Source organism: Dyella acidisoli (genome assembly GCF_030160295.1).
Classification (GTDB): domain Bacteria; phylum Pseudomonadota; class Gammaproteobacteria; order Xanthomonadales; family Rhodanobacteraceae; genus Dyella_B; species Dyella_B acidisoli.
On sequence record NZ_BSOB01000061.1, the window covers coordinates 168,608 to 193,936 of the forward strand.

The following is a 25,329-nucleotide window of genomic DNA, read 5'->3' on the forward strand; positions in this document are numbered from 1 at the left end:
GCGCTCAACGGCAATCGCATGCACGACATCACTGGTATACCACGCTGACGACTTTGCTGTCGGGCTTTGCATATTGAGCAAAATAATCCAGCAGATCGCTGGATAGTCGGGCGCGTGACTGGGCCAAGGATTCGATCGTCCTCGTTGTCGCCAAATCGATCGGCGAGAGAACTTCAGTTGCGACCGGTATGGATGTGGACCGCGAGACGGAACCATGGAAGCTGATCACACCACTCGCCGAGAACGTAGTGGCCTGTACCGCCGACGAAAGAGCGCATGCCACAAGCAATGGTACGCATAAGTTCCGAAGTTTCATGATGAATCTCCTGCACGCCCGGCAGACGTGTTGACGCCTCCGTGCGTGCACCGGCTGGGCATGGCCGAGCCGCCGGGTCGATTATGACGCCCTTGCGTCTAATCTGTAGGAGATTTCCTGTTTTGAGTGTGATCTAAATCTCGCCAATTTGTAGGATTCAGCGAGGTGCCACTTCAAGCATTGCTTCGGCTGTCGTCACGCGCAGTTCGCCGGGGCTTTCGATATGAAGCTCTTTCACGATGCCGTTTTCCGCATACAACGCGAAACGGCGCGAACGCATACCCATGCCGTACGCACTGCCGTCCATCTCCAATCCAAGCGATTTGGTGAACGCGCCGTTACCGTCCGCCAGCAACTTGAATCCAGCCGGTACGTGTTGCGAGATGCTCCAGGCTTTCATCACATAAGCATCGTTCACCGCCATGCAATACACCTCTACGCCGCGCGCTTTGAAAGCATCGAAATGTTTGACGTAACCCGGTAGGTGACGTTCCGAGCAAGTGGGTGTGAAGGCGCCGGGTACGCCGAACAGCACGACGTTCCGGCCGGTGAAAAGAGACGCTGTGCTGACGCGCTGGATGTTGGCTTCGCCGTCAATGACAGCGATCTCCAGGTCCGGCAGGGCTTGTCCAATCTGGATAGTCATACGGTCGTCCCTAAGCAACATCAGGCATGGTACCGCCGGGGCCAAGGGCTTGTCGCCTTGAAACTTTCATTCGAGCACTTATGTGGCTGTCAAGCGGCAAATACACCGCAACCCATTCGAGGAAAACAATCATGAATCACAGCCGCCATACCTTCTGGAACACCACGGGTGCATTTCCGGCCGATATTCGTCATGCACTCGAACGCTTCTTCCAAAACGAGGAAAGCGACGGTTCCAACGTAGTGACCAGCCAGTGGGCGCCGCGCGTGGACATCAAGGAAGAAGAGCAGCGTTTTGTGATCTATGCCGATGTGCCCGGCGTGGATCCGGCCAGCATCGAAGTGAACATGGAAAAAGGCATTCTCACCATCAAGGGTGAGCGCGCGATCGAGCAGAGCGAAGCGACCGGCCGCTTCACGCGCGTGGAGCGTGCGCATGGCAAATTCCATCGCCGCTTTGCGCTGCCCGATAGCGCCGATGCCGACAACATCAGTGCTAGCGGTAAGCATGGCGTGCTGGAAATCGTGATCCCGAAGAAGGCGGAAAAGGCGCCACGCCGCATCACCATCCATACGGCGCAGTAATCACCTCTCATTGCATGTTGCATAGACGGCTCGCCGCGGACAATGATCCGCGGCGAGCCGCTTGTGTTGGATCCGAGAGCGTGCTGAATTTGGATTGAGGAAGGGCAGTGGAATTCAAAGACTATTACGAAGTCCTGGGCGTGAAGCCCGATGCCAGCGAGGCCGATATCAAGGCGGCCTATCGCAAGCTTGCGCGCAAATATCATCCGGACAAGAACAAGGACGCCGGTGCGGAAGAAAAATTCAAGGCGGTCAACGAAGCTAACGAAGTATTGCGTGATCCGGAAAAGCGCCGCGCCTACGATCAGCTTCGCGCGGGTGGTTACCGTCCGGGCGAGCAGTTCCGTCCGCCACCCAATTGGGGCCAGGGCCAGGGATTCGATTTCGGCGATGCCGGCAACGGCGACTTCAGCGACTTCTTTGAGAGCCTGTTCGGCCGTGCGTCTGCAGGCGGTCGCCATGCGCCACACACGCGAAGGGGCCGCGACGTGCAAGCCCAGGTACAGATTGACCTGCAAACGGCCTTCAACGGTGGCCGCACTCGGCTGAGCCTGGACGATGGCAGCGGCCAGGATCGTGTGCTGGAAGTGAAGATCCCGGCCGGCATCCAGCCAGGGCGTGTGATTCGCCTGAGCGGCCAAGGCCACCCAGGCGCAGGAGGCGGTCCGAGCGGTGATCTTCTGCTGGAGGTGAGCATCCGTGACGATGCGCGCTTCAAGCTGGACGGCCGCAACGTCTTACACGTTCTGCCGGTCAGCCCCTGGGAGGCGGCGCTGGGGGCCACAGTGCCGGTGCCAACGCTAGCTGGCACAGTAGATTTGCGCATTCCCGCCGGTACGCAGTCAGGTCGCAAACTGCGCCTGAAGGGGCGTGGCATGCCAGGGCAGCCGCCGGGCGATCAGTTGGTGGAGGTGTCGATCAGGGTGCCGCTGCCGGAAAGTGATCCGCAGCGCCAAGCCTATGAGACGCTCCGGTTGCAATTCGCGCAGTACGATCCGCGGCAATGAGCGCGTTTATCAAGCAGGAATTGATCGGGTAGAAACGCAAACGGCGCCTAGAGGGCGCCGTTTGTCTGTATTCGTTTGGACGTGCCATCAGGCAGGCAGCAGTTCCTTCAACACCGCCACCAGTTCTTCTTCCTTGATCGGCTTGGTCACATAGGCTTTTGCACCCTGGCGCATGCCCCACACCTTGTCCGTTTCCTGGTCCTTGGTGGTGACCAATACGATCGGAATATGCGCGGTTTCCGGATCCTTGCTGATCGTGCGTGTGGCCTGGAAGCCATTGAGATTGGGCATGACCACGTCCATCAGGATCAACGCGGGTTTTTCCCGCCTTGCTGCCTCGACACCCGCGGCACCGTCTTCGGCGGTCAGCGTTTCATGGCCGAGCTTCTCGACGATGCGCTTGATACCGAGAAGCTGCGACGGAGAATCGTCGACGATCAGAATGCGTGCCATAAGCTTGGGAATCCCCTAAGTCGTTTCGTTAATTCTAAGTCGCAGCGACGACGCTTCCAAGCGTGACCCGCGTCAAACGTGACCTACGCGCACAATCGTGCGTCCGAAGGAATCGCCTGCCAGCATACGCTCGAACACGTCCGGTAGCTGCTCCAGCGTGATTTCCCGGGTGGCGATCCGGTCAAGATGGCGCGGCTTCCAGTCGCTGGCGAGATGGTGCCATACCTGGTCGCGAATATCGCGGGCGGTGCCGGCGGTAGCAATACCGAGCACGCTGGCGCCGCGAATAATGAATGGCATCACGGTGCTTTCAAAGTTGATGCCACCGGCGTTGCCGCAAATGGCGACATTGCCGTAGGGTACGATCAGCGGCAACAGACCGGCGAGCATCGCACCGCCAACGTTGTCCAGTGCGCCGCCAAAACGGGCCGAATCCATGGGCTTGCCGCTAAAGGTGAGCTGATGGCGATCGATGCATTCGGTTGCGCCGAGACTGCGCAAGAAGTCGAAATGCGCAGCCTTGCCACTGATGGCGTGCACTTCGTAGCCCGCGCGCGTGAAGATATCGATAGCCAGCATGCCCACGCCGCCGCTGGCACCGCTGACTGCGATGGGGCCAAGCGCGGGTGTTTGGCGATTGTCCTGCATGCGCAACAAGGCAAGGGCAGCCGTAAAGCCGGCTGTACCCAGGATCATGCCTTCACGGAGATTCAAGCCGGCTGGCAGCGGAATCGCCCACTGCGAAGGCAGTCGGATGTATTCGCCGTAACCGCCGTCACGCGTTTCAGAAAGGCCGCTGCCAGTGCACAGCACTTTGTCGCCTTCCTTGAACAGCGCATCGGAAGAAGCTACGACGACGCCCGCCGCATCGATGCCACCATTGAGTGGATACTGGCGAAGGATCTTTCCTTTGCCGGTGCCTGCCAATGCGTCTTTGTAATTCACCGACGAGTAGGCCACTTTCACCAGCACTTCGCCCGGACTCAGTGCATCAGCGTGCATGGTTTCGATACCGCCGCGATAACCGTGGGCATCGTTGTGGATGCGAAACGCTTGGAATGTAGTCATGGCGTGCCTCAGGCCTTGATGCTGGAGCTATCGATGCCATGCGGAGCAAGACTGACATCGTAGTGGCTCATCCACTCAAACAATTCGTCGATCGACTCGCCGAACCAAATGCTGTCGCGCCGGCTTTGCGCAACGAACCCTTCGGCGACCATATGGTTCATCATGCTACGCAAATGACCGTAATAGCCGTGCGTGTCGAGAAATCCGCACGGATAGCGATGCAATCCAAGTTGTGCCCATGTGAGCATCTCGAACATTTCGTCCATGGTGCCGAAACCGCCGGGCAGGGCGACGAAGGCATTGGATAATTCGTACATGCGCGTCTTGCGCTGATGCATGGTGTCGACCACAACAAGTTCAGTCAGGCCCTTATGTGCAACTTCGCGGTCGACAAGCTGGCGCGGTATGACGCCAATGACTTTGCCGTCTCCTGCCAGTGCAGCATTCGCGACCGTACCCATTAATCCGACTTTGCCGCCACCGTATACCAGCGTGATATCGCGCCTGGCCAGTTCCAGGCCGAACGCGTGAGCAGTTTCAGCATAGACGGGGTTGTCGCCGCTTTGGGAGCCGCAGTAGACGCAGAGAGCGGTGGGTTGGGGCATGGCCTATATCGCGTGATGGTTGAGTGTGAGCCTTCTCCCTCCGGGAGAAGGTGCCCGAAGGGCGGATGAGGGTGCGATCGAAGCGTGTTGCCAAAGTCGCGCGCGAGCATTTGTTAGCGCGCTTCGCCCGAACCCTCACCCCAACCCCTCTCCCGGCGGGAGAGGGGCCAAAAAAACCGGCCCGCCCATGTCGCCACGAGCGGGCCGTTCTTCATCATGCCATGGTGTTTCAGTTGCCCTTGTGAATCGCGCGCTTGTCCACCGACAGCGCCGCTTCGTGCACGGCTTCCGACAGTGTCGGATGCGCGTGGACGATACGGGCCAGGTCTTCGGCGGAGCCCTTGAACTCCATCGTCACCACGGCCTCGGCGATCAGCTCTGACACGCCTGGGCCGACCATGTGCACGCCGAGCAGGCGATCGGTTTCGGCATGGGCGATCACCTTCACCTGGCCGATGGCCTCGTTCATGGCCACGGCACGACCGATGGCGGCGAAGGGGAAGGTGCCGATCTTGTACGGCACACCGGCGTCCTTCAGTTCCTTTTCGGTCTTGCCGGCCCAGGCAATTTCAGGCTCGGTGTAGATCACCCACGGCACCGTATCGAGGTTGATGTGGCCAGCTTTGCCGGCGATCCACTCGGCCACTGCGACGCCTTCCTCGGAGCCCTTGTGCGCCAGCATCGGCCCGCGCACAGCATCACCGATCGCCCACACGCCGTCCACGCCGGTGTGGTTGTGCTCGTCGACCACGATGCGTCCACGCTCGTCCAGCTTCACGCCGGTGTCGTCGGCCAGCAAGCCTTCGGTATAAGCGCGGCGGCCGACGGCCACCAGCAGCTTGTCGACGGTAAGTTCGTGTGCGCCGTCCTTGTCTTCATAGGACAGCAGCACTTCATTCTTCTTCACCTCGGCCTTGGTGAGCTTGGCGCCGAGTTTGATCGTGAGGCCCTGCTTCTCGAATTCTTTCTTGGCGATCTTGGCGACATCCGCGTCGGCGACCGAGAGGAAATCCGGCAGTGCTTCGAGAATGGTGACGTCGGCGCCAAGGCGCTTCCACACGCTGCCCAGTTCCAGGCCGATCACGCCCGCGCCGATCACGCCCAGGCGCTTCGGCACTTCGTTGATGTCGAGGGCACCGGCATTGTCGATGATGTTCTTGCCGTCGAACTTGGCGAACGGCAGTTCGATCGGCACCGAGCCGGAAGCCAGGATCACGTTGGTGGCGCTGATCGTCTGCTTGCTGCCGTCGTTGCCAGTGATCTCAACATTGTTGCCCTTCAGCAGCTTGCCCTTGCCAAAGAACGGCGTGACCTTGTTGGCCTTGAACAGCTGGCCGATGCCGCCGGTGAACTGCTTGACGATCTTGTCCTTGCGACCGATGAAGGTCGCCATGTCCACCTTGGCATTTTCGACGCTGATGCCATGCGCCGGCAGGTTGTGCGCCAAGTTGTAGTACTGCTTGGACGAGTCGAGCAGCGCTTTGGACGGAATACAGCCCACGTTGAGGCAGGTGCCGCCGAGGGCCTGCTTGCCGTCTTTGCCGACGAAGGCATCGACGCAAGCGGTCTTGAGGCCGAGTTGTGCGGCGCGGATCGCGGCTACGTAGCCTGCTGGACCGGCGCCGATGACGATGACGTCGAATTTGTCGCTCATGGTTTGGGGTTTCCTAGGGAGCGGAATCGTGCCGTATATGGCGGCGCGTAAGGGATTTCGAAAGAGGTTTGCTAGCCGGGGCTGCAGCGAGTGCGCCCCGGCCGGCAGGCAATTACATGCCAAGCAGCATGCGCTGCGGATTTTCCAGTTGGTTCTTGATGTCGACCAGGAACAGCACTGCATCCTTGCCATCGATGATGCGGTGATCGTAAGACAGTGCCAGATACATCATCGGTGCGGCGATCACCTGGCCGTTCTCGACGATTGCACGCTCCTTGATGGTGTGCATGCCGAGAATCGCGCTCTGCGGCGGATTCACGATCGGTGTCGACAACAGCGAACCGAAGGTGCCGCCATTGGTGATGGTGAAGGTGCCGCCCTGCAGATCATCCAGGCCAAGCTTGCCTTCGCGTGCTTTCTTCGCGTAGTTGGCGATACCGCGTTCGACGTCGGCGAAGCTCATGTTCTGCACGTCGCGCAGCACAGGCGTTACCAGACCTTTTTCCGTCGCCACGGCAATGGAGATGTCCTGGTAGCCGTGATAGACGATGTCGTTGCCATCGACCGACGCGTTGATGATGGTGTGACGCTTCAGTGCCTCTGCAGCGGCCTTCACGAAGAAGCTCATGAAGCCAAGCTTCACGCCGTTCGCCTTTTCGAACTGCTCACCCAGCGTCTTGCGCATCTTGGTGACTTCGGCGAGGTTCACTTCGTTGAACGAGGTGAGCATCGCGATGGAATTCTTCGACTGCATCAGGCGCTCGGCGATGCGCGCGCGGATGCGCGTCATCGGCACGCGCTCTTCCGGACGGGCGCCCGGAGTCGGCTGCGCGACAGGTGCGGCGGTAGCGGGAGCACCGCCCTTGCCGTAGTTCACCAGGTCTTCCTTGGTGACGCGGCCGTCGCGGCCGGTGCCGGCGACTTTGGAGACGTCGATCTTCTCTTCGGTGGCGACACGCAGGCCGGCGGGGGAGAGATTTTCCGTGCCCTTGGCGGCAGCCTGCGGAGCAGCGGCGGCGGGAGCAGGCGCAGGTGCGGCAGCAGCCGGAGCAGGTGCGGCCGCAGCGGCCACAGCGCCTTCCTCAATCACCGCGATCACCTGCTGGCTGGTCACCGTGTCGCCGGCCTGGAACTTCAGTTCCTTCAGCACGCCGTCGACCGGCGAGGGCACTTCCAGCACGACCTTGTCGGTTTCCAGGTCGACCAGGTTCTCATCGCGCTTGACCGCATCACCGGCCTTCTTGTGCCAGGTCGCAATAGTGGCGTCGGAGACGGACTCGGGCAGAACGGGGACTTTGACTTCGGTGGACATAGATGATCCTGGGGTTGGTCGCTCATCCGTGAGCGCGAGAATCCTGGATGTTATTCAGCAGAATGATCGTCGCCGATCGGTGCAACCAGCGCCTGTTCGACTAGCGCGGACTGTTCGGCAACGTGATCGTTGAGGTGACCCGCGGCAGGCGCGGGCGAACGCGCGCGACCTGCATAGGAAAGGCTCTGCTTGCTATTTACGCAGGCTTGCAGGTGATGGCGGATCTGGAACCAGGCGCCCTGGTTCATCGGCTCTTCCTGGCACCACACCACTTCCTTGGCGGAAGGGTATTTTTCCAGTTCGGCCGTGACTTCCGGACGCGGGAACGGATAGAGCTGCTCGACGCGCACGATAGCCACATCATTGAGGCCGCGCTTCTCCGAGTCTTCCAGCAGGTCGTAGTAGACCTTGCCGGCGCACAGCACTACGCGCTTGACCTTCTTCGCCGGCAGATCGCGATGCTCGCCGATCACCAACTGGAAGCTGCCGTTGGCGAGCTCGTCCAGCGTGGACACTGCCAGCTTGTGGCGCAGCAGCGACTTGGGCGTCATCACGATCAACGGCTTGCGCACCGGGCGCAGCATCTGGCGGCGGATCATGTGGAAATCCTGCGCCGGCGTGGTCGGCACGCACACTTGCATGTTGTCCAGGGCGCACAACTGCAGGAAGCGCTCCAGGCGTGCAGAAGAGTGCTCCGGACCCTGGCCTTCGTAGCCGTGCGGCAGGAACAGCGCGAGACCGCACAGGCGATCCCACTTCGCTTCGCCAGAGCTGATGAACTGGTCGATCACCACCTGCGCGCCGTTGGCGAAGTCGCCGAACTGCGCTTCCCAGATGTTGAGCGTGTACGGATCGGTGGTGGCGTGGCCGTATTCGAAGCCCATCACTGCTTCTTCGCTGAGCAGCGAGTCAATCACTTCGACATCGGCATCCGGACGCAGCGAAGCGAGTGGTAGATAGGTGTGGCCGTCCTTCTGGTCATGCAGCACGGCATGACGATGGAAGAAGGTGCCGCGTCCCGCGTCTTGGCCGACCATGCGCAGGTTGTGGCCTTCGTCGATCAGCGTGGCGTAGGCAAGGTTTTCGGCGAAGCCCCAGTCGCCCGGCAGTTCGCCAGCGGCCATCTTGCGGCGGTCGTCGTAGATCTTGGCAACGCGTGCGTGCAGCGTTACATCCTTTGGCAGATCCAGAATGCGGCCGGCCAATTCCACCAGCTTCTGCTTGGGCACCGTGGTGTTGCACGGCGCGGACAGCTTGCCGCCGATGAACTGGCTCCAATCCACTTCCACGTCCTTGGTGAGTGACGGATGCAGATCGGTCATGGCCGCGCCCGCTTCGAGGCGGTTGCGGTAATCCTCGGCCAGCTTCTGCGCATCGCCTTCGGCCAGCACGCCTTCCTTCACCAGTTGCTGCGCGTAGAGTTCGCGCGTGGTGGGGCGCTTGCGGATGATCTGGTACATCACCGGCTGCGTGGCGGCCGGTTCGTCCGCTTCGTTGTGGCCGTGGCGGCGGTAGCACACCAGGTCGATCATCACGTCCTTGCGGAACGTCTTGCGGAATTCGTAGGCGAGACGGGTCACCTGGATCACCGCTTCCGGATCGTCGCCGTTCACATGGAACACCGGGCCGTTGATCATCTTGATCACGTCGGTGCAGTACAACGTGGAGCGTGTGTCCTGCGGGTTGGAGGTGGTGAAACCTACCTGGTTGTTCACCACGATGTGCAGCGTGCCGCCGATCTTGAAGCCGCGGGCCTGCGACATGTTGAACAGTTCCATGTTCACGCCCTGGCCGGCCAGCGCGGAGTCGCCATGGATCAGCACAGCGAACGATTTGGTGCGGTCGTTATCGCGACGGCGCACCTGGCGCGCATGCACCGAACCGGCTACCACCGGATTGACGATTTCCAGATGCGAGGGATTGAACGCCAATGCCACATGCACGCCACCCTTGGGCGTGCGCACGTCGGCGGAGAAGCCCATGTGGTACTTCACGTCGCCGGAATGGGCGGGATCGTCTTCGTGATGTTCGAAGATGCCTTCGAATTCGTTGAACAAGGTTTTCGGCGGCTTGCCGAGGATGTTCACCAGCACGTTCAAGCGGCCGCGATGGGCCATGCCGATGACCACGTCGCGGATGCCGTTGTCGCCCGCGGCCTGCACCACGTCGTCCATCATCGGGATCAGGCTGTCGCCGCCTTCCAGCGAGAAGCGCTTCTGGCCCACGTACTTGGTGTGCAGGTAGCGCTCCAGGCCTTCGGCGCCGGTGAGGCTGCCGAGCAGGCGCTGTTTGCTTGCCTTGTCCAGACCGGCGCTGCCATTGGCCTGTTCAAGGCGGGAGTAGAGCCAATTGCGCTGCGTGTGGTCGGAGATGTGCATGAACTCCGCGCCGATGGTGCTGGTGTACACGCGCTTCAAGCGCGCATACAGCTCGCGCAGCTTCATGCGCTGACCACCGCCGGCGAAGTTGCCGCAGTCGAATTCGGTATCCAGGTCGGCGTCCGACAGGCCGTGGAAGGGCAGATCCAGATCGGGGGCGTGTGTCTTGGGGGCGAGGCCGAGCGGGTCGAGGTCGGCGGCGAGATGGCCGCGCGAACGGTAAGCCGTCAGCAGGCGCAGTACACCGGCCTGTTTACGCGCATGCTCATCGCTGGTGGGCGCTGCCGCCGCGTAGCCGGGGCGCTGTTTTTGCGCCGCCTCTATACGCGCAATGGCCGCGGTATGGGAGACGTCTCCCGACTCGCGGCCCTTGAAGGTCTGGAAGTACGTGTTCCACTCGGCTGGCACCGATGCGGGATCGGCCAGCCAGGCGTCATATAACGATTCGACATAATCGGCGTTGCCGCCTGCGAGTTGCGAGGATTCGAAAAACTCGCGGATCAGGTTTGTGCTCACGTCACCACCGGCAGGGAAAGGAAGCCTCAGCGAACCGCCTTGTCGTAGGACCGGTTCGCCGGCGAAAAATCCTGTTAATTATAGCCTGGGGCTTCCGCACTGCGGCAAGCCGACTCAGGCCGCGCAACGTGCCGTATGGTTTGCCGTTCGACGTCCATTACATATAGGCGACAACCGGCTCCCTTCGCTGCAAACAGGGGGAGGGGCTGATACGAGGCTACATCGCGCAACGGCCCTGATTGGGCATGGCTTGCACGGTTTACAAGCCCAGTGGCTGCACCAGGGTGGCGGGTGCGGCACGTTCCCAGATCTGCTCGAACTGCAACAGCAGAGGTGCCAGTCCCGGCCCATCGCGCAGGGCGGCGCGGCCTTCCCAGCTATCGGCGTTCGGCAGAAACAGGTAGCCGGCAGTGTCGTTGAGTAGCCAGGCGCTCGCGTTGGTCTCGCTGCTCTCTTCGTCATTGTCGGATGGCGTGCGGATGCGTATCGCGCTTGGTAGCCGTTGTGCGAGATCTAACAGGCGATGACCCGCGCGCATGGCCGCGGCAGGGTCACCCAGCACAATGCGAATCTCCGCCCCACGTCCGGAGATGGCGATACGCCGTAATTCTGCCAATTCCACCGGACTGCTGAGGGTGGTGGACGTCAACGTTGGCAGATGGATCGCCAGCTTGAAGCGGGCTGCTGCCAGCACCTGCAAGCGCATGGCGGCAACGGCTTCTTGGCCCGACACGGCCAGAGCACCCTCGTTCGGCACAGCGGATGGCGTGTTCACGCGTTGCGTCCTTTTAGACGGCGAAGAATCAGATGTCCATCATTGATCAATGCCAACAGCAGCGCGGTATCTACAGCCGATAGATTGAACGGAGGTGACAACGTGCGTTGCGCACACAACTGCGTAGCCCATGGTGCTGAGGCGGGATACGCATGGCCATTGGCGTAAAGCGTGCAGCGCGAGCCGGTTTGTGCCCAGGCCATGCGCGACCATGGATGGCGCAGCAGCGAAGCGCCGCCGGCCAATTGCTTCATCAGTGCTGCCTCGCTCAGCGGTTTGGCGGGTGCCAGCGGCGTCTGCGCGGTGCGATAGCGGGTGATGAAGCGGCCGAACCAATCGAGCAGTACGGCGTCATCTAAGGTGGCTGCAAGGGGTACGGCGGCTTGCACGCGTTTTAGAGCGGCTTTGTCGATTTCACCTGCGCGCTTGGCGGGTGCGAGGTCCGGATCGGTGTAACGCTGGTCTTCCGACAGATGTTCGGCGAGATAATCGGCAAGATCACCTACTAGTTCTGCCTGCGAAGGCGCACGCATGCCGACGGAGAACGTCATGCAGGGGCCGCCAAAGGCCACCCCGTCGTGGGGGACGCCAGGAGGCAGATAAAGCATGTCACCCGGATCGAGCAGCCATTCATGCGTGGGCTCGAAGTGCTTGAGCTGCTTGAGCTCGACGTCGGTGCGAAATTCCTTCGGCGCGTTCGGATCGGTGCTGATCGCCCAATGCCGCTGTCCGACGCCTTGTAGCAGGAAGACATCGTATTGATCGACGTGTGCGCCGACGCCACCACCGGGCTCGGCATAAGAGATCATCACGTCATCCACGCGCCAGTTCGGCAGGAACTGGAAATGGTCGAGCAGGGCGGCCACGTCCATGTCCCATTTGTCGACGTCCTGCACCAGCAGCGTCCAATTGGCGTTGCCGGTCTTGGCGAAATCGCTTTCCTTGAGCGGACCGGTCTTGACGCGCCAGCGTTCGCGGGCTTCATCGTGCTGGATCAAGCGTGAGAGCGCGCCTTCTTCGCAAGCGAGGCCAGCTAGATCTTCCGGCTCGACCGGTGTGGTGAAATCAGGAAAAGCGTTGCGGATCAACAACGGCCGTTTCTGCCAGTAATCGCGCAGGAACTGTGCGGGCGTCATGCCGAGCGGGAGTTTGGGCGTGCCACACACTTCGATGGGCAGGGGCTTGCGGGAAGAAGGCGAGAGCGTCATAGGGCGGCATTGTATGGAATCCACCTGACGATGGGCGTAGCCTCCGCTGCACCCGTCCATCCGGGGACAACAGGAGGAGAGCATGGCTGCGCTGAAACAGGCTGCACCGAAGTTCCTTGTGTCGTTGATCGTGGGGATAGCAGGGTCGATGGGAGCCGCCTTTGCGGTCGGCGCGGATGAGAACGTGCAAAACCCCACTGCGATATTCGCCGGGCCGCAGCATGACGGCTCGCATGATTTCGATTTCCTCATCGGCGACTGGAAAGCCCATGTGCGCCGCTTGCCGGATCGCCTCAATGGCTCCCATGCCTGGGTGGAGTACGACGGCATTTCCAACCATCATAAGCTGCTCGATACCAACGCCAATTTCGAACAGTTCGAAGTCACCAGCACGGACAAGAAGCAGCACATCAAGGCGCAGACGTTGCGCATGTATAACCCGCAGACGCATCAGTGGATCATTTACGGCTTGGATTTGGATAACGCCGAACTTGATCCCGCTGCTCCCGTCGTGGGGCAGTTCCACGGCAACCGCGGGGAGTTCTTCAACCGCACCATCTGGAACGGACGCGTCGTGCTGGTGCGATGGATGTGGCTCAACGTTTCGCCACACGCGGCGCACATGGAGCAGTCGTTCTCACCCGATGGCAAAAACTGGGAAGTGAACTGGATCTGCGATCTGTCGCGGTAGGTTAGGGTTTACACCGCAACCTACGTGATCACCCCAGCAGGCGATAGAAGTTGTAGATGCCGAGTGCCAGCACGGCGAGGCCAGCCATCAATGTGCATACGCGCGACGGCAATCGCCGCACCAGCCAAGCGCCGAACGGCGCGGCGATCACACCGCCCAGAATCAAACCTAGCACCACGTGCAGCTTGCTCTGTCCGATGCTAAGCAGAAACGTGATGCTGGCCGCCAGGCTTACGATGCACTTGGCCAGATGCACGCTGCCGATCACAAAGCGCGGTTCCTGACCGCGCGCCACCATGGTGGTGACGGTGAGCGCGCTCCATCCGCCACCGCCTGCCGCATCAAGCAACCCTGCAACGAAACCCAGCACGCCTGTGCCGCGCGGTACGTCGGTACGAAGATCCTTGCGTCGCGCGGTGCGAAAAACCAGAAATAAACCCATTACGAGCAGATACGGCGTGAGGAAATAGCGCATCCATATCGGCGACAAATGTGCGAGCACCGTAGCGCCGATAATGGCACCGATCACGCCCGGAATGACCAGCACCAGGAACAACCGACGCCGCACATTGCCCGCCCACCAGTGGCTGAGACCGGAGGCGCCACATGTGAAGGTTTCTGCGTAATGCACACTGGCGCTCGCCATGGCCGGCGGCATACCCAACCCCAGCAACATGCCTGCTGACGTCACGCCATAGGCCATGCCCAGTGCGCCGTCCACGATTTGGGCGAGCGCACCAATGCCGGTGAAGATCAGGAATTCGGAAAGAGGCGCCATGACGCTGGTCGAAGCAGGGCAGATGCCATGATGACAAATGCCGCCCCGCTTTGTCCGGTCCGGCGGGTCAGATCGTCTTTGCCAGATCGGTGGCCAGGCCGATGTAAGTGGCCGGTGTGAGGGCGAGCAGGCGCTGCTTGGCGTCTTCGGGCAATGCGAGGCCGGTGATGAACTCGCGCATCGAATCGCGCGTGATGCCCTGGCCGCGCGTCAGCGCCTTCAACTGCTCGTAAGGTTCGGGCAAACCATAGCGACGCATCACTGTCTGCACGGCCTCGGCCAGGACTTCCCAGCTCGCATCAAGGTCGGTGGCAAGGCGGTCGGCATTCACGTTGAGCTTGCCCAGGCCCTTCTGCAGCGATTCCAGTGCCACCAGCGTGTGGCCGAATGCGGTGCCGAGTGCGCGCAGCACTGTCGAGTCGGTCAGGTCGCGCTGCCAGCGGCTGATCGGCAGCTTTTCGGCGAAATGGCCGAGTAGTGCGTTGGCCAGGCCGAAATTACCCTCGGCGTTTTCGAAGTCGATCGGGTTGACTTTATGCGGCATGGTGGACGAGCCCACTTCGCCCGCCTTCAGCGCTTGCTTGAAATAACCCAAAGAAATGTAGCCCCACACGTCGCGAGCCAGGTCGATCAGGATGATGTTGGCGCGGCGGACGACGTCGCAGTATTCGGCGACGCCGTCATGGGGCTCGATCTGCGTGGTGTACGGGTTGTAATCCAAACCTAGACCGGTCACGAAGCGCTGAGAGAAAGCGCGCCAGTCCACTTCGGGATAGGCGATGGCATGAGCGTTGTAATTGCCCACGGCCCCGTTGATCTTGCCGGGAATTTCCACGTTGGCGAGCTGCTTGCGCTGGCGCTCCAGGCGCGCGACGACGTTGGCCAGTTCCTTGCCCAGCGTGCTAGGCGAAGCGGTCTGCCCATGCGTGCGCGACAGCATCGGCAAATTGGCGTTCGCATGGGCAAGTCCGCGCAGCGTGGTGATGATCTTGTCTAGCCAAGGCAGCAGCACGTGCGTGCGTGCGTCGCGCAGCATCAGTGCGTACGAAAGATTGTTGATGTCCTCGCTGGTGCAGGCGAAATGCACGAATTCCTTGGCTTGCGCCAGCGCTTCGTCGTTGCCGATGCGTTCCTTGATGAAGTACTCGATCGCCTTGACGTCGTGATTGGTGGTGGCTTCGATCGTCTTGATACGCGTGCCGTCGTCAACACTGAAATCGGTGGCGATGGCCTTCAGCCTGGCAACCTGCTCTGCCGTGAAGGCAGGCAGCTCGGCGATACCCTTCTCAGCGGCCAGCGCTAGCAACCATTCGATTTCCACCTGCACGCGACGATGCATCAGGCCGAATTCGCTGAAGATCGGACGCAGCGCTTCGGTCTTGCCGGCGTAGCGGCCGTCCAATGGCGAGAGGGCGGTGAGGGCGTGAGTGGACATCGGGGAGCTTCCGGGAAGATCAGAATCCGGCATTTTACATTGCTCCGCAGTCACCTGAATAAGTCGTCGCCCCGGCGAAGGCCGGGGCCTAGTGACTTTGTTGGCCCCCTTCAAAGACGCTGGGTCCCGGCTTTTGCCGGGACGACGAATCTGGAGTTGGTCAGCGCATCTCTACGTTTGCAGGCTTATAGTCAGGCCGATTTCCACCCGCATGAGGCGAACCATGGCCGACTTCCGCATCGAGCACGACAGCATGGGCGAATTGAAGGTGCCCGCCAAGGCGCTGTACGGCGCACAGACCCAGCGCGCGATCGACAATTTCCCGATCTCAGGCTTGCATCTGCCGCGAGCCTTCATTCGCGCGCTTGGATTGATTAAGGCGGCGGCGGCCGAGGCCAATCTTGCCCTCGGTTATCTGAAGAAAGGGCAGTCGGCGGCGATCCGCAAGGCGGCGCTGGCGGTGGCCGAGGGGCAGTACGACGACCAGTTCCCGATCGATGTATTCCAGACTGGCTCGGGCACCAGCACCAACATGAATGCCAACGAGGTGATCGCGCATCTCGCCGCCAAGGCCGGCAGCAAAGTCCATCCAAACGATCACGTGAATTACGGACAGAGCTCCAATGACGTCGTCCCCACCGCCATCCACGTAAGCGCCGCGCTGACCACGCACGAAGAGCTGCTGCCAGCGCTGAAACATCTCAAGCGTGTGATCGACCGCCGTGCACATGAGTTACGCAACGTGCCCAAGACCGGACGCACGCATTTGATGGACGCCATGCCGGTGACGTTCGGGCAGGAACTGTCGGGCTGGTCGGCGCAGATTGACTCGGCCATTGAACGGATCGGCGATAGCTTAAAGCGCATGCGGCAATTGCCGTTGGGTGGCACGGCAGTGGGAACCGGCATCAACGCCGATCCGAAATTCGGCCCGGCAGTGGCGCGTGAATTGAAGGCACTCACGGATGTCCGCTTTGAATCGGCAGCCAATTATTTCGAAGGCATGGCGGCGCAGGATGCTGCAGTGGAGCTCTCCGGCCAACTGAAAGCGTTGGCCGTGGTGCTGATGAAGATCGCCAATGATCTGCGCTGGATGAATTCCGGTCCGTTGGCTGGATTGGGTGAAATCGAATTGCCGGCGCTGCAGCCGGGTTCATCCATCATGCCCGGCAAAGTCAATCCGGTGATTCCGGAGGCCACCGCGATGGTGGCTGCGCAGGTGATCGGCAATGACGCGACGATTACCGTTGCTGGTCAATCAGGCAATTTCCAGCTCAACGTGATGTTGCCGTTGATTGCGCACAACCTGCTGCAGTCGATCCATATTCTCGCGAACGTGTCGCGGTTGCTGGCGGACAAGGCGATTGATGGTTTTCGTGTGAACACTGAGCGCGTCAATCAGGCTCTGGCGATGAATCCGATTCTGGTTACCGCACTGAATCCGGTGATCGGCTACGAAAAGGGCGCAGCGATCGCCAAGCAGGCTTACAAGGAAAAGCGGCCGATCATGGATGTGGCGCTGGAGCAGTCAGGGCTTTCAAAAGAGGAATTGAAGAAGCTGCTCGATCCACGTGCGCTGACCAAAGGTGGCATTCACGGCGGCGGAGGTGGTGGCGGTTGATGCTTTCGTACTCTCTCATGGCCGTCACGCCCGCTTTCGCGGACATGACGGCCCGCTTTCCCGGCAACCTGTTCAGTCGTCCTTGTCTTTCTTGCAATCGTCCACATCGCTGCCGCTGATGACATTTCCATAAGGCTTGAACGCCGGCAGCGTCGCAGCAAGCTGATCCTGGCTGTTCTTGACGCCGCCAAGGTCGTCGCAGATCTTCATCGCCGCTTCCTTGAGCGGTTTGACCTTGGCGTCGATGTCCTGCTGGATCTTGTCGGGGCTGCCGCTGGCGAGTCGCGTCAGCACACTCTTGGCGGCTTGCTCACCGACCGCAGCCCCGGCTTTGCCGGTGGCGATGCCGTCGGTGAGGATCATCGTGGCGTTGCCGTAGTAAGACTTGAGCAGCTCACGTTGCGCAGCGTTGACTGCAACGTCGCGTTGATCGATGCGCAAATCGCCATTGACAGTGATGACGGCATCAGGCGTGTTGTCGGCGCGCACGGTAACGTCGCCATTGCCGAGATGAATGCTGCCGTGAGACAGCCCGCCGATGTCGCTGTTGATCACCGTGATGCGCCCGTCCGAATGCATGACTGTGATGGAATGATCATCCGAATGATCGCCGCATGCAGTGAGCAGGCTACACAACGCAATGATGCCAACGGAAAGAGAAAAACGACGCATGGCGGCGCTCCTAGTTGTCCTTCATGCATTCATCGATGCTACGGCCGGGGAAGATGCCTCCGTAGGGTTTGAATACCGGAATCTGCGCGGTGAGCTGGTCCTGAACTGCCTTGAGGTTGGCTTCGTCCTGGCACATCTTCAGGGAAAGCTGATGCGTCTGTGAGGACACCTGGTCATCGATCTTCTTCTTTTCGTTTGGGTCGGGTTTGCTGCTCATGGAGTTCTTCAGCGCTTCCACTCCAGCCGCGGCACCAGCTTTGCCCATGCCAAGCGCTTGCTCACGGATGTCCATGACGCCCTGGTAGTACAGCATCAGCAGACCATGTTGCGTTGGAGAGAGCGACACGGCTTTGCCATCGATAGTGAAGTCGCCCGAGGAGCCCAGTGTTGCATTCGGTACCCCGTCGACATGGAGCGTCAATACATCGCTATCCAATGTGATCCTGCCGTTCTTGCCACTGTAGTTGAAGTTAGACATGTCGCAGGCAGCGATGGCGGCACACATGGCCAACAGCACGATCACCCTTTGGTACTTCATGATGTGTCCCCTTCAGATCATGGATCGCCAGATTACGGTCTGACGAGTTTCAGCCTTCGTCGCGCCAGCGGCGGAACCATACAGCGCCGACCAGCATCGCGATACCAGCCACTGCGCCAATCCAGATGTCCGGCGCGGCGAGCACGGCGTAGGAGTTGGACAGGTTGAAGAAGTTGCCGATATTTTCCGGGTTATCACCCAGATGCTGCGCAGCACTGTCATGCAGCCAGCCACCCGGGAATACGCTGAACAGTACACGTGCCACGATCTCGCGCCAGTACCAGTTGCTCTTGAAGCCAGCTGAGCCGAGCAGGTTGAACCAACTGATCATCACGCCAAGCGCCACCGGAATGACCACAGCCCACAAGAACGGCTTGGCTTTGGCCCAGGACGAACACAGCATCAGCCAGCCCACGGTCGGCAAGGCCCACAGCAAATAGAGCGGAATGCTTCCAATCAGGAACCCAACCATCTGGAACGGATGCGCAAGCACCAACAGCGACCACATGCTCACGCCGTGAAACGACAATGTGAGGGTGAACAGCAGCAACATCGCGATGCCAGTAAGCACACCACAGATCACCACGATGACAGGAGCAATAAGCACTGCTGCAATAACTTTGGAAAGCACCGTCGCGGAATCAGAAACCGGCAATGATTTCCAGAACAGGATGCTGCGATCGCGCCGGTCATCGTAGAGCGCGCCAAGGCAGTAGAAAAACACCACGAAGGCGAACACCACGCTGATCAAGAAGCTGGAAGAAAGCATGGCCAGATCAAGCGCGGAGCCCACCTGCTGCATCTGATGGACATCGAGCGACTGAATTTTCGCTGCAAGATCCTGACCCTCCAGCGGACCGAAATGGAAGCCATGACGGGCGCCCAACACTTCTCCGCTGACGATACCCATCATGTTCAACACCAGAAACACAATCCCCGTAATCACTGGCGCCCAGATAAAGCCGCCGCGATGTTCCCAGAATTCGCGCCTGATAAGCCAATAAAGTGTCTTCGCGTTCATGCGTAGGTCCCCTTCATGGTGGCGACGAACAGATCGCTGACCGAAGGCCGGCGGATTTCGCCCAGTGCCCGCAGCTGCGACTGATCGACGCCGTCGAACAGAAAGATGCTCTTGCCGAACACCTGGCGCTCATCCAGCGGTTTGAGCTGGCGTGCGGTCGCGGCCATGTCCGCGCTCACCATCACTTCGGCGAAACGTTCACCCATGGCGTCCATGTCGGTGTTGAGCACGATCCTGCCGTCGCGGATGAACATCAAGTCAGTGAGGATGTGTTCGATCTCCTCGACCTGGTGTGTGGTGACGATGATCGTTTTGTTCTCGTCGAAATAGTCTTCCAGAAGGTTCTGGTAGAACCGCTTGCGATAGAGGATGTCCAGGCCCAGTGTAGGTTCGTCCAGCACCAGTAGCTTGACGTCGATGGCCATCACCAGCGCCAGGTGAAGCTGCACGATCATGCCTTTGGACATCTGCCGTACGCGCTGGTTGGTCGTGAGCTTGGTGCGCGCCAGGAAGGTTTCGCACTTGGCGCGATTGAAGCGCGGGTGCACGTTGGCGACAAAATCGATTGCCTCGTGTACGCGGATCCAGCGAGGCAGCACGGCGACGTCGGCGATGAAACAGACCTCCTCCATCAGCTTGTCGCGCTGTGTGCGCGGGTCCAGGCCCAGCACGTTGAGATGACCCTGGAAGTCGGTAAGACCCAGGATCGCCTTCAGCGCGGTTGTCTTACCGGCGCCGTTGGGGCCGATCAAACCCACGATGCGGCCGGCGGGGATCTGGAAGTTGACGTTGTCCAGCGCAAGCGTGTTCTTGTAGTGCTTGCTCAGACCGTTGGCGGTGACGACCGCATTCATGACGGGTTCTCCGAATCTTTCGGCGCTTCGCGCATCAGGGTTTTCAGGTCCAGCCCCAGGCGCTGCAAGCGTGCATACAGTGCCGGCCATTCTTCGCGCAAAAAGCGCTCGCGTTCGGATTTGAGCAGCGCCTCGCGCGCTCCATCGGTGACGAACATGCCCAACCCCCTCCTTTTCTCGACTAGTTGATCGTCGACCAGTTCCTGGTACGCCTTTGAAACCGTCAGCGGATTGATTTGGAAATCCGCCGCCACCTGGCGTACTGACGGCAGCGGGTCGCCCTCGTTCAAGGCGCCGTCCAGGATCATCGCCACTACGCGTTCGCGTAGTTGGCGATAGATCGGGACGCTGTCGTTCCAGGTGATGGACATGGATTTATTCCTTGCTGATACGGGCGAGCTTGGTGGAGCCAAACGAATAGTAGGGCATGGTCAGCTGCGCTCCGAGCAGGCTTGCACCGCTTTCGACCTTGTTGCTGAGCGGTGAGTTGACGATGGCCAGGCTGGCCGTGGTCAACATGGCGGCGGCGCGCTGGTCTTCGGCAGTGGGGCGCACGTCGACCGCAGGCAAGCTGATCACTTTCATGCCGTTGATCTCGGTAGCGGGGGATTTGGGGGTGTTGGGGCTCAGGGCGATCAGGCTGACCGTGGTGAACAGAACCGCGGCAGTGATGGCGATGGGGTTCGGCGCTTTCATCTCTGCTCTCCTTTGGTGCTCTCGTGGACCGGTGTTGTAGTGAACTATAACACTGTCTTCAAAACCGTCAAGGACGACTTGCTATGACTGATGGCCTAGGGCGTATCGACGGGTCAAAGATGGCGCTGCGTCTGGGTTCCAGGGCGGAAACAAGCGTGCGCGGTATCGGACGAGCCCGGCAGCGGCCGGTGTCAGGGATCGGATCTGACAGGCATCACCCTAGGACCAGGCCCCGCACAGTCGGCTAAAATCGCCGATTCCTTCGAGGAGCACCGACATATGTGGTACGCCATCATCGGTACGGACCGTCCTGGATCACTGGAACGCCGTTTCGCCGCGCGTCCGGCCCATCTGGCGCGCCTGCAGCAGCTGCAGGCGGAAGGGCGGTTGTTGCTGGCTGGGCCGTTTCCCGCCATCGACGCCGAACAACCCGGGCCGGCCGGTTTCACCGGCAGCCTGATCGTGGCTGAATTCTCCTCGCTGGCCCAGGCCGAGCAATGGGCCAAAGCCGATCCCTATGTCGAAGCCGACGTGTACGCCAGCGTGAGCGTCAAACCGTTCCTCAAGGCGCTGCCCGCATGACGACGGCGATGGTCGAGGAAATCCGCCGGCGGCTCGCTGAGGCTTTGCAGCCGATCGAATTGGATGTGGTGGATGAGGGCTACAAGCACGTCGGCCACGCCAATGAAGGGAAGGGGCACTTCCATGTGCGTGTAGTGAGCGCCGCTTTCGCAGGTCAATTACCGATCAAGCGGCATCGTTTGGTGTACGCGGCGCTCGGCGAGCTGATGGATCACGGTATCCACGCGTTGTCGATCGACGCGAAAGCGCCAGAATGAAGCGGATCAATCGCTTGCAACGCAATCCTCGCGTTGCCTGATCGCTCTCTACGCATTGCGGCGCTGTCCCGTGTTTGGCACAGTGACCCGTCGCCCGCCGCAGCGGGCTATCCTCTTTCGAGCTCCTGAATCTGCATGCGCCTAACCACGATCAAACTCGCCGGATTCAAGTCTTTCGTCGACCCTACAACCTTGCACTTGCCCACCAACATGACTGGTGTGGTGGGGCCGAACGGCTGCGGCAAGTCCAACATCATCGACGCTATCCGCTGGGTGATGGGCGAAAGCGCGGCCAGTCGCCTGCGTGGTGATTCGCTGACGGACGTGATCTTTTCAGGTTCCAGCGCACGCAAGCCGGTGGGGCAGGCCACGGTGGAGCTGATCTTCGACAACGCCGACGGCACCATTCAAGGTGAGTACGCCCAATACGCCGAAATATCGGTGAAACGCCAAGTGACACGCGACGGGCAGTCGTCGTACTTCCTCAACGGTGCGCGTTGCCGCCGCCGCGACATCACGGATCTGTTCCTCGGTACCGGTCTCGGGCCGCGCAGCTACTCGATCATCGAGCAGGGCATGATCAGCCAGATCATCGAGGCGCATCCGGAAGAGTTGCGTATGCATCTGGAGGAGGCGGCCGGCATTTCCAAGTACAAGGAGCGCCGCAAGGAAACCGAGAGCCGCATCAAGGCCACGCGCGAAAACCTCGATCGTGTGCGCGATGTGCGCGATGAAGTGGACAAGCAACTCGAACATTTGAACCGTCAGGCGCGTGCTGCCGAACGCTGGAAAGCTTACAAGGAAGAACAAACGCGCAAGGAAGCCGAGCTGCGTGCGCTTGAATACCGTGGGCTCAAGGGCCAACACGATGGTCAAGGGCAGGGCCTTTCCGCTGCAGAAATCGAAATCGAGAAGCGCGTGGCCGAACAGCGCCAGATCGAATCGCAGATCGAAAGCGTGCGTGAGCGGCACATCGAAGCCAGCGAACATTTGAACGAAGTGCAGGCCGAGGTTTACAAGGTCGGCGCCGAGATTGCGCGCGTCGAGCAACAGGTGCGCCATAACAAGGAAACCGCTGAGCGCTTACAGCGCGCGCAGCAAGATGCCGAACGTGAGCACGACGAGCTGGCCTCGCACATCACCACCGATCGCGACCAGGTCGAAACGCTGCGCATGGCTTTGGCCGAAGGCGAGCCGAAGTTGGAAGCCCTGCAGCAAATGCAGGATGAAACCAGCGAAGCCCAGCGCGAAACCGAAACCAAGCTGGCCGACTGGCAGCAGCGCTGGGACACCTACACGCGCACCGCCGGCGAAGCGAGCCGGGCTGCGGAAGTGGAACGTACCAAGCTGGCCTATCTCGATCGCCAGTCAGTGGATCTCTCCAAGCGCAAAGATGCCTTGGAAACCGAGCAGAAGGCCACCGACGTCGATGCGCTGGATGCCGCGGCCGAGCAACTGCACAACGAGCACGATACGCAGCGTGAGCGCGTTGAGTCGCTCGGTGGCATGCTCGATCAGCACAAGCTGGCGTATGAGAAAGTGCTTGACGACGAGCGTCAGGTGCAAGGCTCGCTCAACGATGCGCGTCAACAGTTGCAGACTGCGCGAGGACGCCTGGCGTCGCTCGAAGCTTTGCAACACGCTGCGCTTGGCCAGGAAGAAAGTGCAGCCAGTTCCTGGTTATCGCAATTTGGCCTGGACAAGAACCGTCGTCTCGGCGAAGTGCTGCAGGTTGAAGCGGGTTGGGAAACTGCGGTGGAAACTGTGCTTTCCGGTTTCATCGATAGTGTGCTGGTCGACGGCTCGCACGATCTGGCCAAGGAATTTCCTGGCTTGAGCAATGCCGATGTGGCCTTGCTCGATGCTGCCGAAGGTGGTGCCGCCACCACGGGTACGTTGGCTGCGCATGTGCGTGGCCCGGCGGCCGCCATCACGATGCTTGGCCATGTGCTTACCGCGGAAAACATCGACGAAGCGCATCGCCGCGTTTCGGGCCTGTCCGCATTGGCGCCGTATCAATCGGTGATCACGCGCACTGGCGAATGGCTGGGGCCAGGCTGGGCCAGCGTGCGCCGCGCGCAAGGCAATCAGCTTGGCGTGCTGGCGCGCGAACGCGAGATCCGCATGTTGACCGAGCAGGTCGAATCGCTCGAGGCTCGCATTGAGGAAGCCACTGCGCGCCTCGATGATCTGCGCACTAGCAAGTTCGAGGCAGAGCGCGCACGTGATGATGCGCAGCGCGAGTTGTACAACGCACATCGCCGTCAGTCGGAACTCGCAGGCCAGTTGCAAAGCCATCGCGGCAAAGTGGAAACGGCGCGTGCGCGTGCTGAGAAAGTGGCCGGCGAACTGTCGGTGCTGCTCGAACAGATGGAAGAGCAGCAGATACAGACGCGCGAAGCGCGAGCGCGCCTGGACGAATCCGTCAACAACATGGGCGATCTGGAAGATCAGCGCCGTGAGCTGGAAAACGAACGGCGCGCCTTGCTAGAAGCGCGTGAAGAAGCGCGCATGAACGCGCGAGAGGCTGCCGACCAGGCGCATGCCTTGGCGCTGAGCCTGGAATCGAAGCGTTCCTCGCTCGCCTCGCTGGAACAGGCGCTGGCGCGCATGGAAAACCAGATCCGCCAGATCGAATCGCGTCGCACTGAGATCACCGAACAACTGGCGGCGGGCTCCGATCCGATCGCCGAACTGGAAGCTGAGCGCCAGACGTATCTCGATCAGCGCTTGCTGGTGGATCGCCAGCTGGTGGAAGCGCGTCGTGCGCTGGAAGATTGCGACATCGAGATGCGCAAGCTAGAGCAGCAGCGGCATAACCTGGAACAGGAACTGTCCGGTCTGCGCGAAAGCCTGTCCGAAAAGAAGCTTGCCGCGCAGGCGCTGCAGATGCGCGCCGAACAGCTGGCTGAAGCGATCGCAGCGTCAGGGCTCGATCTTGAAACCCTGCTCAACGAGTTGGCCGAAAACGTCGACGCGGCGCAATGGCGTCAGCAGCTTGCTGACCTCGGGCAGAAGATCGCGCGCCTGGAGCCGGTGAATCTCGCAGCCATCCAAGAGCACGCCGAGCAGAGCGAACGCAAGACGTACCTGGACAACCAGCTCACGGACCTCACTAGCGCGATGGAAACGCTGGAGAACGCCATCAAAAAGATCGACCGCGAAACGCGCCAGCGCTTCAAGGAAACCTTCGATCGCGTCAATGCCGGTGTGCAGGAACTGTTCCCGCGGCTGTTCGGCGGCGGTCATGCTTATCTGGAACTCACCGGCGACGATCTGCTCAGCACTGGCGTGTCGATCATGGCGCGTCCGCCCGGCAAACGCGTCACCAACATCACGCTGCTGTCAGGTGGTGAAAAGGCATTGACCGCGGTGTCGCTAGTGTTCGCAATCTTCGCGCTTAATCCTGCGCCGTTCTGTCTGCTGGACGAGGTGGACGCGCCGCTCGACGAAGCGAATGTCGGCCGCTTCTCAAACATGGTGCGCGAGATGAGCGAAAAGGTGCAGTTCATCTTCGTCTCGCACAACAAGGCCACTATGGAAGCGGCCAGCCAGCTCTGCGGCGTTACGATGCGTGAGCCGGGTGTTTCGCGCTTGGTGCAGGTCGATCTTGCCGAGGCCGCCAAGCTGGCCGGTGCGGCTTGAGGTAGAGGCCACTAGAA

The 25,329-nt window shown here is 60.6% G+C and carries 25 protein-coding genes; 7 read left to right on the forward strand and 18 right to left on the reverse strand.

The window, feature by feature from the left end:
- Positions 1-28: 28 nt before the first annotated feature.
- Complete coding sequence (locus QQJ86_RS21525; RefSeq protein WP_284323029.1) at positions 29-316, reverse strand: hypothetical protein; 288 nt, start codon at positions 314-316, stop codon at positions 29-31.
- A 157-nt stretch (positions 317-473) separates the two neighbouring features.
- Positions 474-962 (reverse strand): peroxiredoxin, encoded by a 489-nt coding sequence (locus QQJ86_RS21530; protein WP_284323030.1) that lies wholly within the window; start codon positions 960-962, stop codon positions 474-476.
- Between the two features lie 131 nt (positions 963-1,093).
- On the opposite strand from QQJ86_RS21530, the gene QQJ86_RS21535 reads away from it, so the two are divergent.
- Positions 1,094-1,546 carry an Hsp20/alpha crystallin family protein gene (locus tag QQJ86_RS21535; protein ID WP_284323031.1) on the forward strand — a complete coding sequence of 151 codons (453 nt, stop codon included), beginning with the start codon at positions 1,094-1,096 and terminating at the stop codon, positions 1,544-1,546.
- A 107-nt stretch (positions 1,547-1,653) separates the two neighbouring features.
- Positions 1,654-2,553: a DnaJ C-terminal domain-containing protein gene (locus QQJ86_RS21540; protein WP_284323032.1), complete on the forward strand. Its 900-nt coding sequence runs from the start codon at positions 1,654-1,656 to the stop codon at positions 2,551-2,553.
- Between the two features lie 87 nt (positions 2,554-2,640).
- Here the strand turns inward: QQJ86_RS21540 and pilH are convergent, their stop codons facing one another.
- From pilH to QQJ86_RS21580, 8 genes are all read right to left on the reverse strand, one after another.
- Positions 2,641-3,006 carry a twitching motility response regulator PilH gene (gene pilH / locus QQJ86_RS21545; protein ID WP_284323033.1) on the reverse strand — a complete coding sequence of 122 codons (366 nt, stop codon included), beginning with the start codon at positions 3,004-3,006 and terminating at the stop codon, positions 2,641-2,643.
- A gap of 72 nt (positions 3,007-3,078) precedes the next feature.
- Positions 3,079-4,074: a YhdH/YhfP family quinone oxidoreductase gene (locus tag QQJ86_RS21550; RefSeq protein ID WP_284323034.1), complete on the reverse strand. Its 996-nt coding sequence runs from the start codon at positions 4,072-4,074 to the stop codon at positions 3,079-3,081.
- Positions 4,075-4,082: 8 nt separating this feature from the next.
- Positions 4,083-4,679 carry an LOG family protein gene (locus QQJ86_RS21555; protein WP_284323035.1) on the reverse strand — a complete coding sequence of 199 codons (597 nt, stop codon included), beginning with the start codon at positions 4,677-4,679 and terminating at the stop codon, positions 4,083-4,085.
- 229 nt (positions 4,680-4,908) lie between these two features.
- A complete protein-coding gene (gene lpdA, locus QQJ86_RS21560; protein ID WP_284323036.1) occupies positions 4,909-6,333 on the reverse strand; it encodes a dihydrolipoyl dehydrogenase in 1,425 nt (474 codons plus the stop codon).
- 112 nt (positions 6,334-6,445) lie between these two features.
- The gene (gene odhB / locus QQJ86_RS21565) at positions 6,446-7,645 is read right to left on the reverse strand and encodes a 2-oxoglutarate dehydrogenase complex dihydrolipoyllysine-residue succinyltransferase (RefSeq protein ID WP_284323037.1); all 1,200 of its coding nucleotides are present in this window, start codon (positions 7,643-7,645) and stop codon (positions 6,446-6,448) included.
- A gap of 50 nt (positions 7,646-7,695) precedes the next feature.
- Positions 7,696-10,539, reverse strand: a complete 2,844-nt coding sequence (locus tag QQJ86_RS21570) for a 2-oxoglutarate dehydrogenase E1 component (protein ID WP_284323038.1) — start codon at positions 10,537-10,539, stop codon at positions 7,696-7,698.
- A 259-nt stretch (positions 10,540-10,798) separates the two neighbouring features.
- Positions 10,799-11,314: a DUF7931 domain-containing protein gene (locus QQJ86_RS21575; RefSeq protein WP_284323039.1), complete on the reverse strand. Its 516-nt coding sequence runs from the start codon at positions 11,312-11,314 to the stop codon at positions 10,799-10,801.
- Positions 11,311-12,522: a cupin domain-containing protein gene (locus tag QQJ86_RS21580; RefSeq protein WP_284323040.1), complete on the reverse strand. Its 1,212-nt coding sequence runs from the start codon at positions 12,520-12,522 to the stop codon at positions 11,311-11,313. Before QQJ86_RS21580 ends, QQJ86_RS21575 begins: the two co-directional genes overlap by 4 nt.
- 82 nt (positions 12,523-12,604) lie before the next feature.
- Here QQJ86_RS21580 and QQJ86_RS21585 point away from each other — a divergent pair, with 82 nt between their 5' ends.
- Positions 12,605-13,213 carry a hypothetical protein gene (locus QQJ86_RS21585; protein WP_284323041.1) on the forward strand — a complete coding sequence of 203 codons (609 nt, stop codon included), beginning with the start codon at positions 12,605-12,607 and terminating at the stop codon, positions 13,211-13,213.
- A 28-nt stretch (positions 13,214-13,241) separates the two neighbouring features.
- Here QQJ86_RS21585 and QQJ86_RS21590 read toward each other — a convergent pair whose 3' ends face one another.
- The gene (locus tag QQJ86_RS21590; protein ID WP_284323042.1) at positions 13,242-13,991 is read right to left on the reverse strand and encodes a sulfite exporter TauE/SafE family protein; all 750 of its coding nucleotides are present in this window, start codon (positions 13,989-13,991) and stop codon (positions 13,242-13,244) included.
- A gap of 67 nt (positions 13,992-14,058) precedes the next feature.
- Complete coding sequence (gene purB / locus QQJ86_RS21595; protein WP_284323043.1) at positions 14,059-15,426, reverse strand: adenylosuccinate lyase; 1,368 nt, start codon at positions 15,424-15,426, stop codon at positions 14,059-14,061.
- A gap of 223 nt (positions 15,427-15,649) precedes the next feature.
- Here purB and QQJ86_RS21600 point away from each other — a divergent pair, with 223 nt between their 5' ends.
- Positions 15,650-17,047, forward strand: coding sequence for a class II fumarate hydratase (locus tag QQJ86_RS21600; RefSeq protein WP_284323044.1), 1,398 nt, complete (start codon positions 15,650-15,652; stop codon positions 17,045-17,047).
- Positions 17,048-17,119: 72 nt separating this feature from the next.
- Here QQJ86_RS21600 and QQJ86_RS21605 read toward each other — a convergent pair whose 3' ends face one another.
- From QQJ86_RS21605 to QQJ86_RS21630, 6 genes are read right to left on the reverse strand one after another with little or no spacing between them, the layout of a single operon-like run.
- A complete protein-coding gene (locus QQJ86_RS21605; protein ID WP_284323045.1) occupies positions 17,120-17,719 on the reverse strand; it encodes a YggN family protein in 600 nt (199 codons plus the stop codon).
- Positions 17,720-17,729: 10 nt separating this feature from the next.
- A complete protein-coding gene (locus QQJ86_RS21610; RefSeq protein WP_284323046.1) occupies positions 17,730-18,257 on the reverse strand; it encodes a YggN family protein in 528 nt (175 codons plus the stop codon).
- 49 nt (positions 18,258-18,306) lie between these two features.
- The gene (locus tag QQJ86_RS21615) at positions 18,307-19,278 is read right to left on the reverse strand and encodes an ABC-2 transporter permease (protein ID WP_284323047.1); all 972 of its coding nucleotides are present in this window, start codon (positions 19,276-19,278) and stop codon (positions 18,307-18,309) included.
- Positions 19,275-20,132 (reverse strand): ABC transporter ATP-binding protein, encoded by an 858-nt coding sequence (locus tag QQJ86_RS21620; RefSeq protein WP_284323048.1) that lies wholly within the window; start codon positions 20,130-20,132, stop codon positions 19,275-19,277. The genes QQJ86_RS21615 and QQJ86_RS21620 overlap by 4 nt, the downstream gene beginning before the upstream one ends.
- Positions 20,129-20,503: a GntR family transcriptional regulator gene (locus tag QQJ86_RS21625; protein ID WP_284323049.1), complete on the reverse strand. Its 375-nt coding sequence runs from the start codon at positions 20,501-20,503 to the stop codon at positions 20,129-20,131. The genes QQJ86_RS21620 and QQJ86_RS21625 overlap by 4 nt, the downstream gene beginning before the upstream one ends.
- A 4-nt stretch (positions 20,504-20,507) precedes the next feature.
- Positions 20,508-20,828: a hypothetical protein gene (locus QQJ86_RS21630; protein WP_284323050.1), complete on the reverse strand. Its 321-nt coding sequence runs from the start codon at positions 20,826-20,828 to the stop codon at positions 20,508-20,510.
- 279 nt (positions 20,829-21,107) lie between these two features.
- Here QQJ86_RS21630 and QQJ86_RS21635 point away from each other — a divergent pair, with 279 nt between their 5' ends.
- The 3 genes from QQJ86_RS21635 (at position 21,108) to smc (ending at position 25,312) form a co-directional block, all read left to right on the forward strand.
- A complete protein-coding gene (locus tag QQJ86_RS21635) occupies positions 21,108-21,410 on the forward strand; it encodes a YciI family protein (protein WP_284323051.1) in 303 nt (100 codons plus the stop codon).
- A complete protein-coding gene (locus QQJ86_RS21640) occupies positions 21,407-21,667 on the forward strand; it encodes a BolA family protein (RefSeq protein ID WP_284323052.1) in 261 nt (86 codons plus the stop codon). Before QQJ86_RS21635 ends, QQJ86_RS21640 begins: the two co-directional genes overlap by 4 nt.
- Positions 21,668-21,802: 135 nt before the next feature.
- Complete coding sequence (gene smc, locus QQJ86_RS21645) at positions 21,803-25,312, forward strand: chromosome segregation protein SMC (protein WP_284323053.1); 3,510 nt, start codon at positions 21,803-21,805, stop codon at positions 25,310-25,312.
- Positions 25,313-25,329 lie beyond the last annotated feature (17 nt).

Excerpts from the sequence above, each read along its gene's own strand:
- QQJ86_RS21525 (WP_284323029.1), bottom strand. The coding sequence starts at position 316 with ATGAAACTTCGGAACTTATGCGTACCATTGCTTGTGGCATGCGCTCTT.
- QQJ86_RS21530 (WP_284323030.1), bottom strand. The coding sequence starts at position 962 with ATGACTATCCAGATTGGACAAGCCCTGCCGGACCTGGAGATCGCTGTC.
- QQJ86_RS21535 (WP_284323031.1), top strand. The coding sequence starts at position 1,094 with ATGAATCACAGCCGCCATACCTTCTGGAACACCACGGGTGCATTTCCG.
- pilH (WP_284323033.1), bottom strand. The coding sequence starts at position 3,006 with ATGGCACGCATTCTGATCGTCGACGATTCTCCGTCGCAGCTTCTCGGT.
- QQJ86_RS21550 (WP_284323034.1), bottom strand. The coding sequence starts at position 4,074 with ATGACTACATTCCAAGCGTTTCGCATCCACAACGATGCCCACGGTTAT.
- QQJ86_RS21555 (WP_284323035.1), bottom strand. The coding sequence starts at position 4,679 with ATGCCCCAACCCACCGCTCTCTGCGTCTACTGCGGCTCCCAAAGCGGC.
- lpdA (WP_284323036.1), bottom strand. The coding sequence starts at position 6,333 with ATGAGCGACAAATTCGACGTCATCGTCATCGGCGCCGGTCCAGCAGGC.
- odhB (WP_284323037.1), bottom strand. The coding sequence starts at position 7,645 with ATGTCCACCGAAGTCAAAGTCCCCGTTCTGCCCGAGTCCGTCTCCGAC.
- QQJ86_RS21580 (WP_284323040.1), bottom strand. The coding sequence starts at position 12,522 with ATGACGCTCTCGCCTTCTTCCCGCAAGCCCCTGCCCATCGAAGTGTGT.
- QQJ86_RS21585 (WP_284323041.1), top strand. The coding sequence starts at position 12,605 with ATGGCTGCGCTGAAACAGGCTGCACCGAAGTTCCTTGTGTCGTTGATC.
- QQJ86_RS21590 (WP_284323042.1), bottom strand. The coding sequence starts at position 13,991 with ATGGCGCCTCTTTCCGAATTCCTGATCTTCACCGGCATTGGTGCGCTC.
- purB (WP_284323043.1), bottom strand. The coding sequence starts at position 15,426 with ATGTCCACTCACGCCCTCACCGCCCTCTCGCCATTGGACGGCCGCTAC.
- QQJ86_RS21600 (WP_284323044.1), top strand. The coding sequence starts at position 15,650 with ATGGCCGACTTCCGCATCGAGCACGACAGCATGGGCGAATTGAAGGTG.
- QQJ86_RS21605 (WP_284323045.1), bottom strand. The coding sequence starts at position 17,719 with ATGCGTCGTTTTTCTCTTTCCGTTGGCATCATTGCGTTGTGTAGCCTG.
- QQJ86_RS21610 (WP_284323046.1), bottom strand. The coding sequence starts at position 18,257 with ATGAAGTACCAAAGGGTGATCGTGCTGTTGGCCATGTGTGCCGCCATC.
- QQJ86_RS21615 (WP_284323047.1), bottom strand. The coding sequence starts at position 19,278 with ATGAACGCGAAGACACTTTATTGGCTTATCAGGCGCGAATTCTGGGAA.
- QQJ86_RS21620 (WP_284323048.1), bottom strand. The coding sequence starts at position 20,132 with ATGAATGCGGTCGTCACCGCCAACGGTCTGAGCAAGCACTACAAGAAC.
- QQJ86_RS21625 (WP_284323049.1), bottom strand. The coding sequence starts at position 20,503 with ATGTCCATCACCTGGAACGACAGCGTCCCGATCTATCGCCAACTACGC.
- QQJ86_RS21630 (WP_284323050.1), bottom strand. The coding sequence starts at position 20,828 with ATGAAAGCGCCGAACCCCATCGCCATCACTGCCGCGGTTCTGTTCACC.
- QQJ86_RS21635 (WP_284323051.1), top strand. The coding sequence starts at position 21,108 with ATGTGGTACGCCATCATCGGTACGGACCGTCCTGGATCACTGGAACGC.
- QQJ86_RS21640 (WP_284323052.1), top strand. The coding sequence starts at position 21,407 with ATGACGACGGCGATGGTCGAGGAAATCCGCCGGCGGCTCGCTGAGGCT.
- smc (WP_284323053.1), top strand. The coding sequence starts at position 21,803 with ATGCGCCTAACCACGATCAAACTCGCCGGATTCAAGTCTTTCGTCGAC.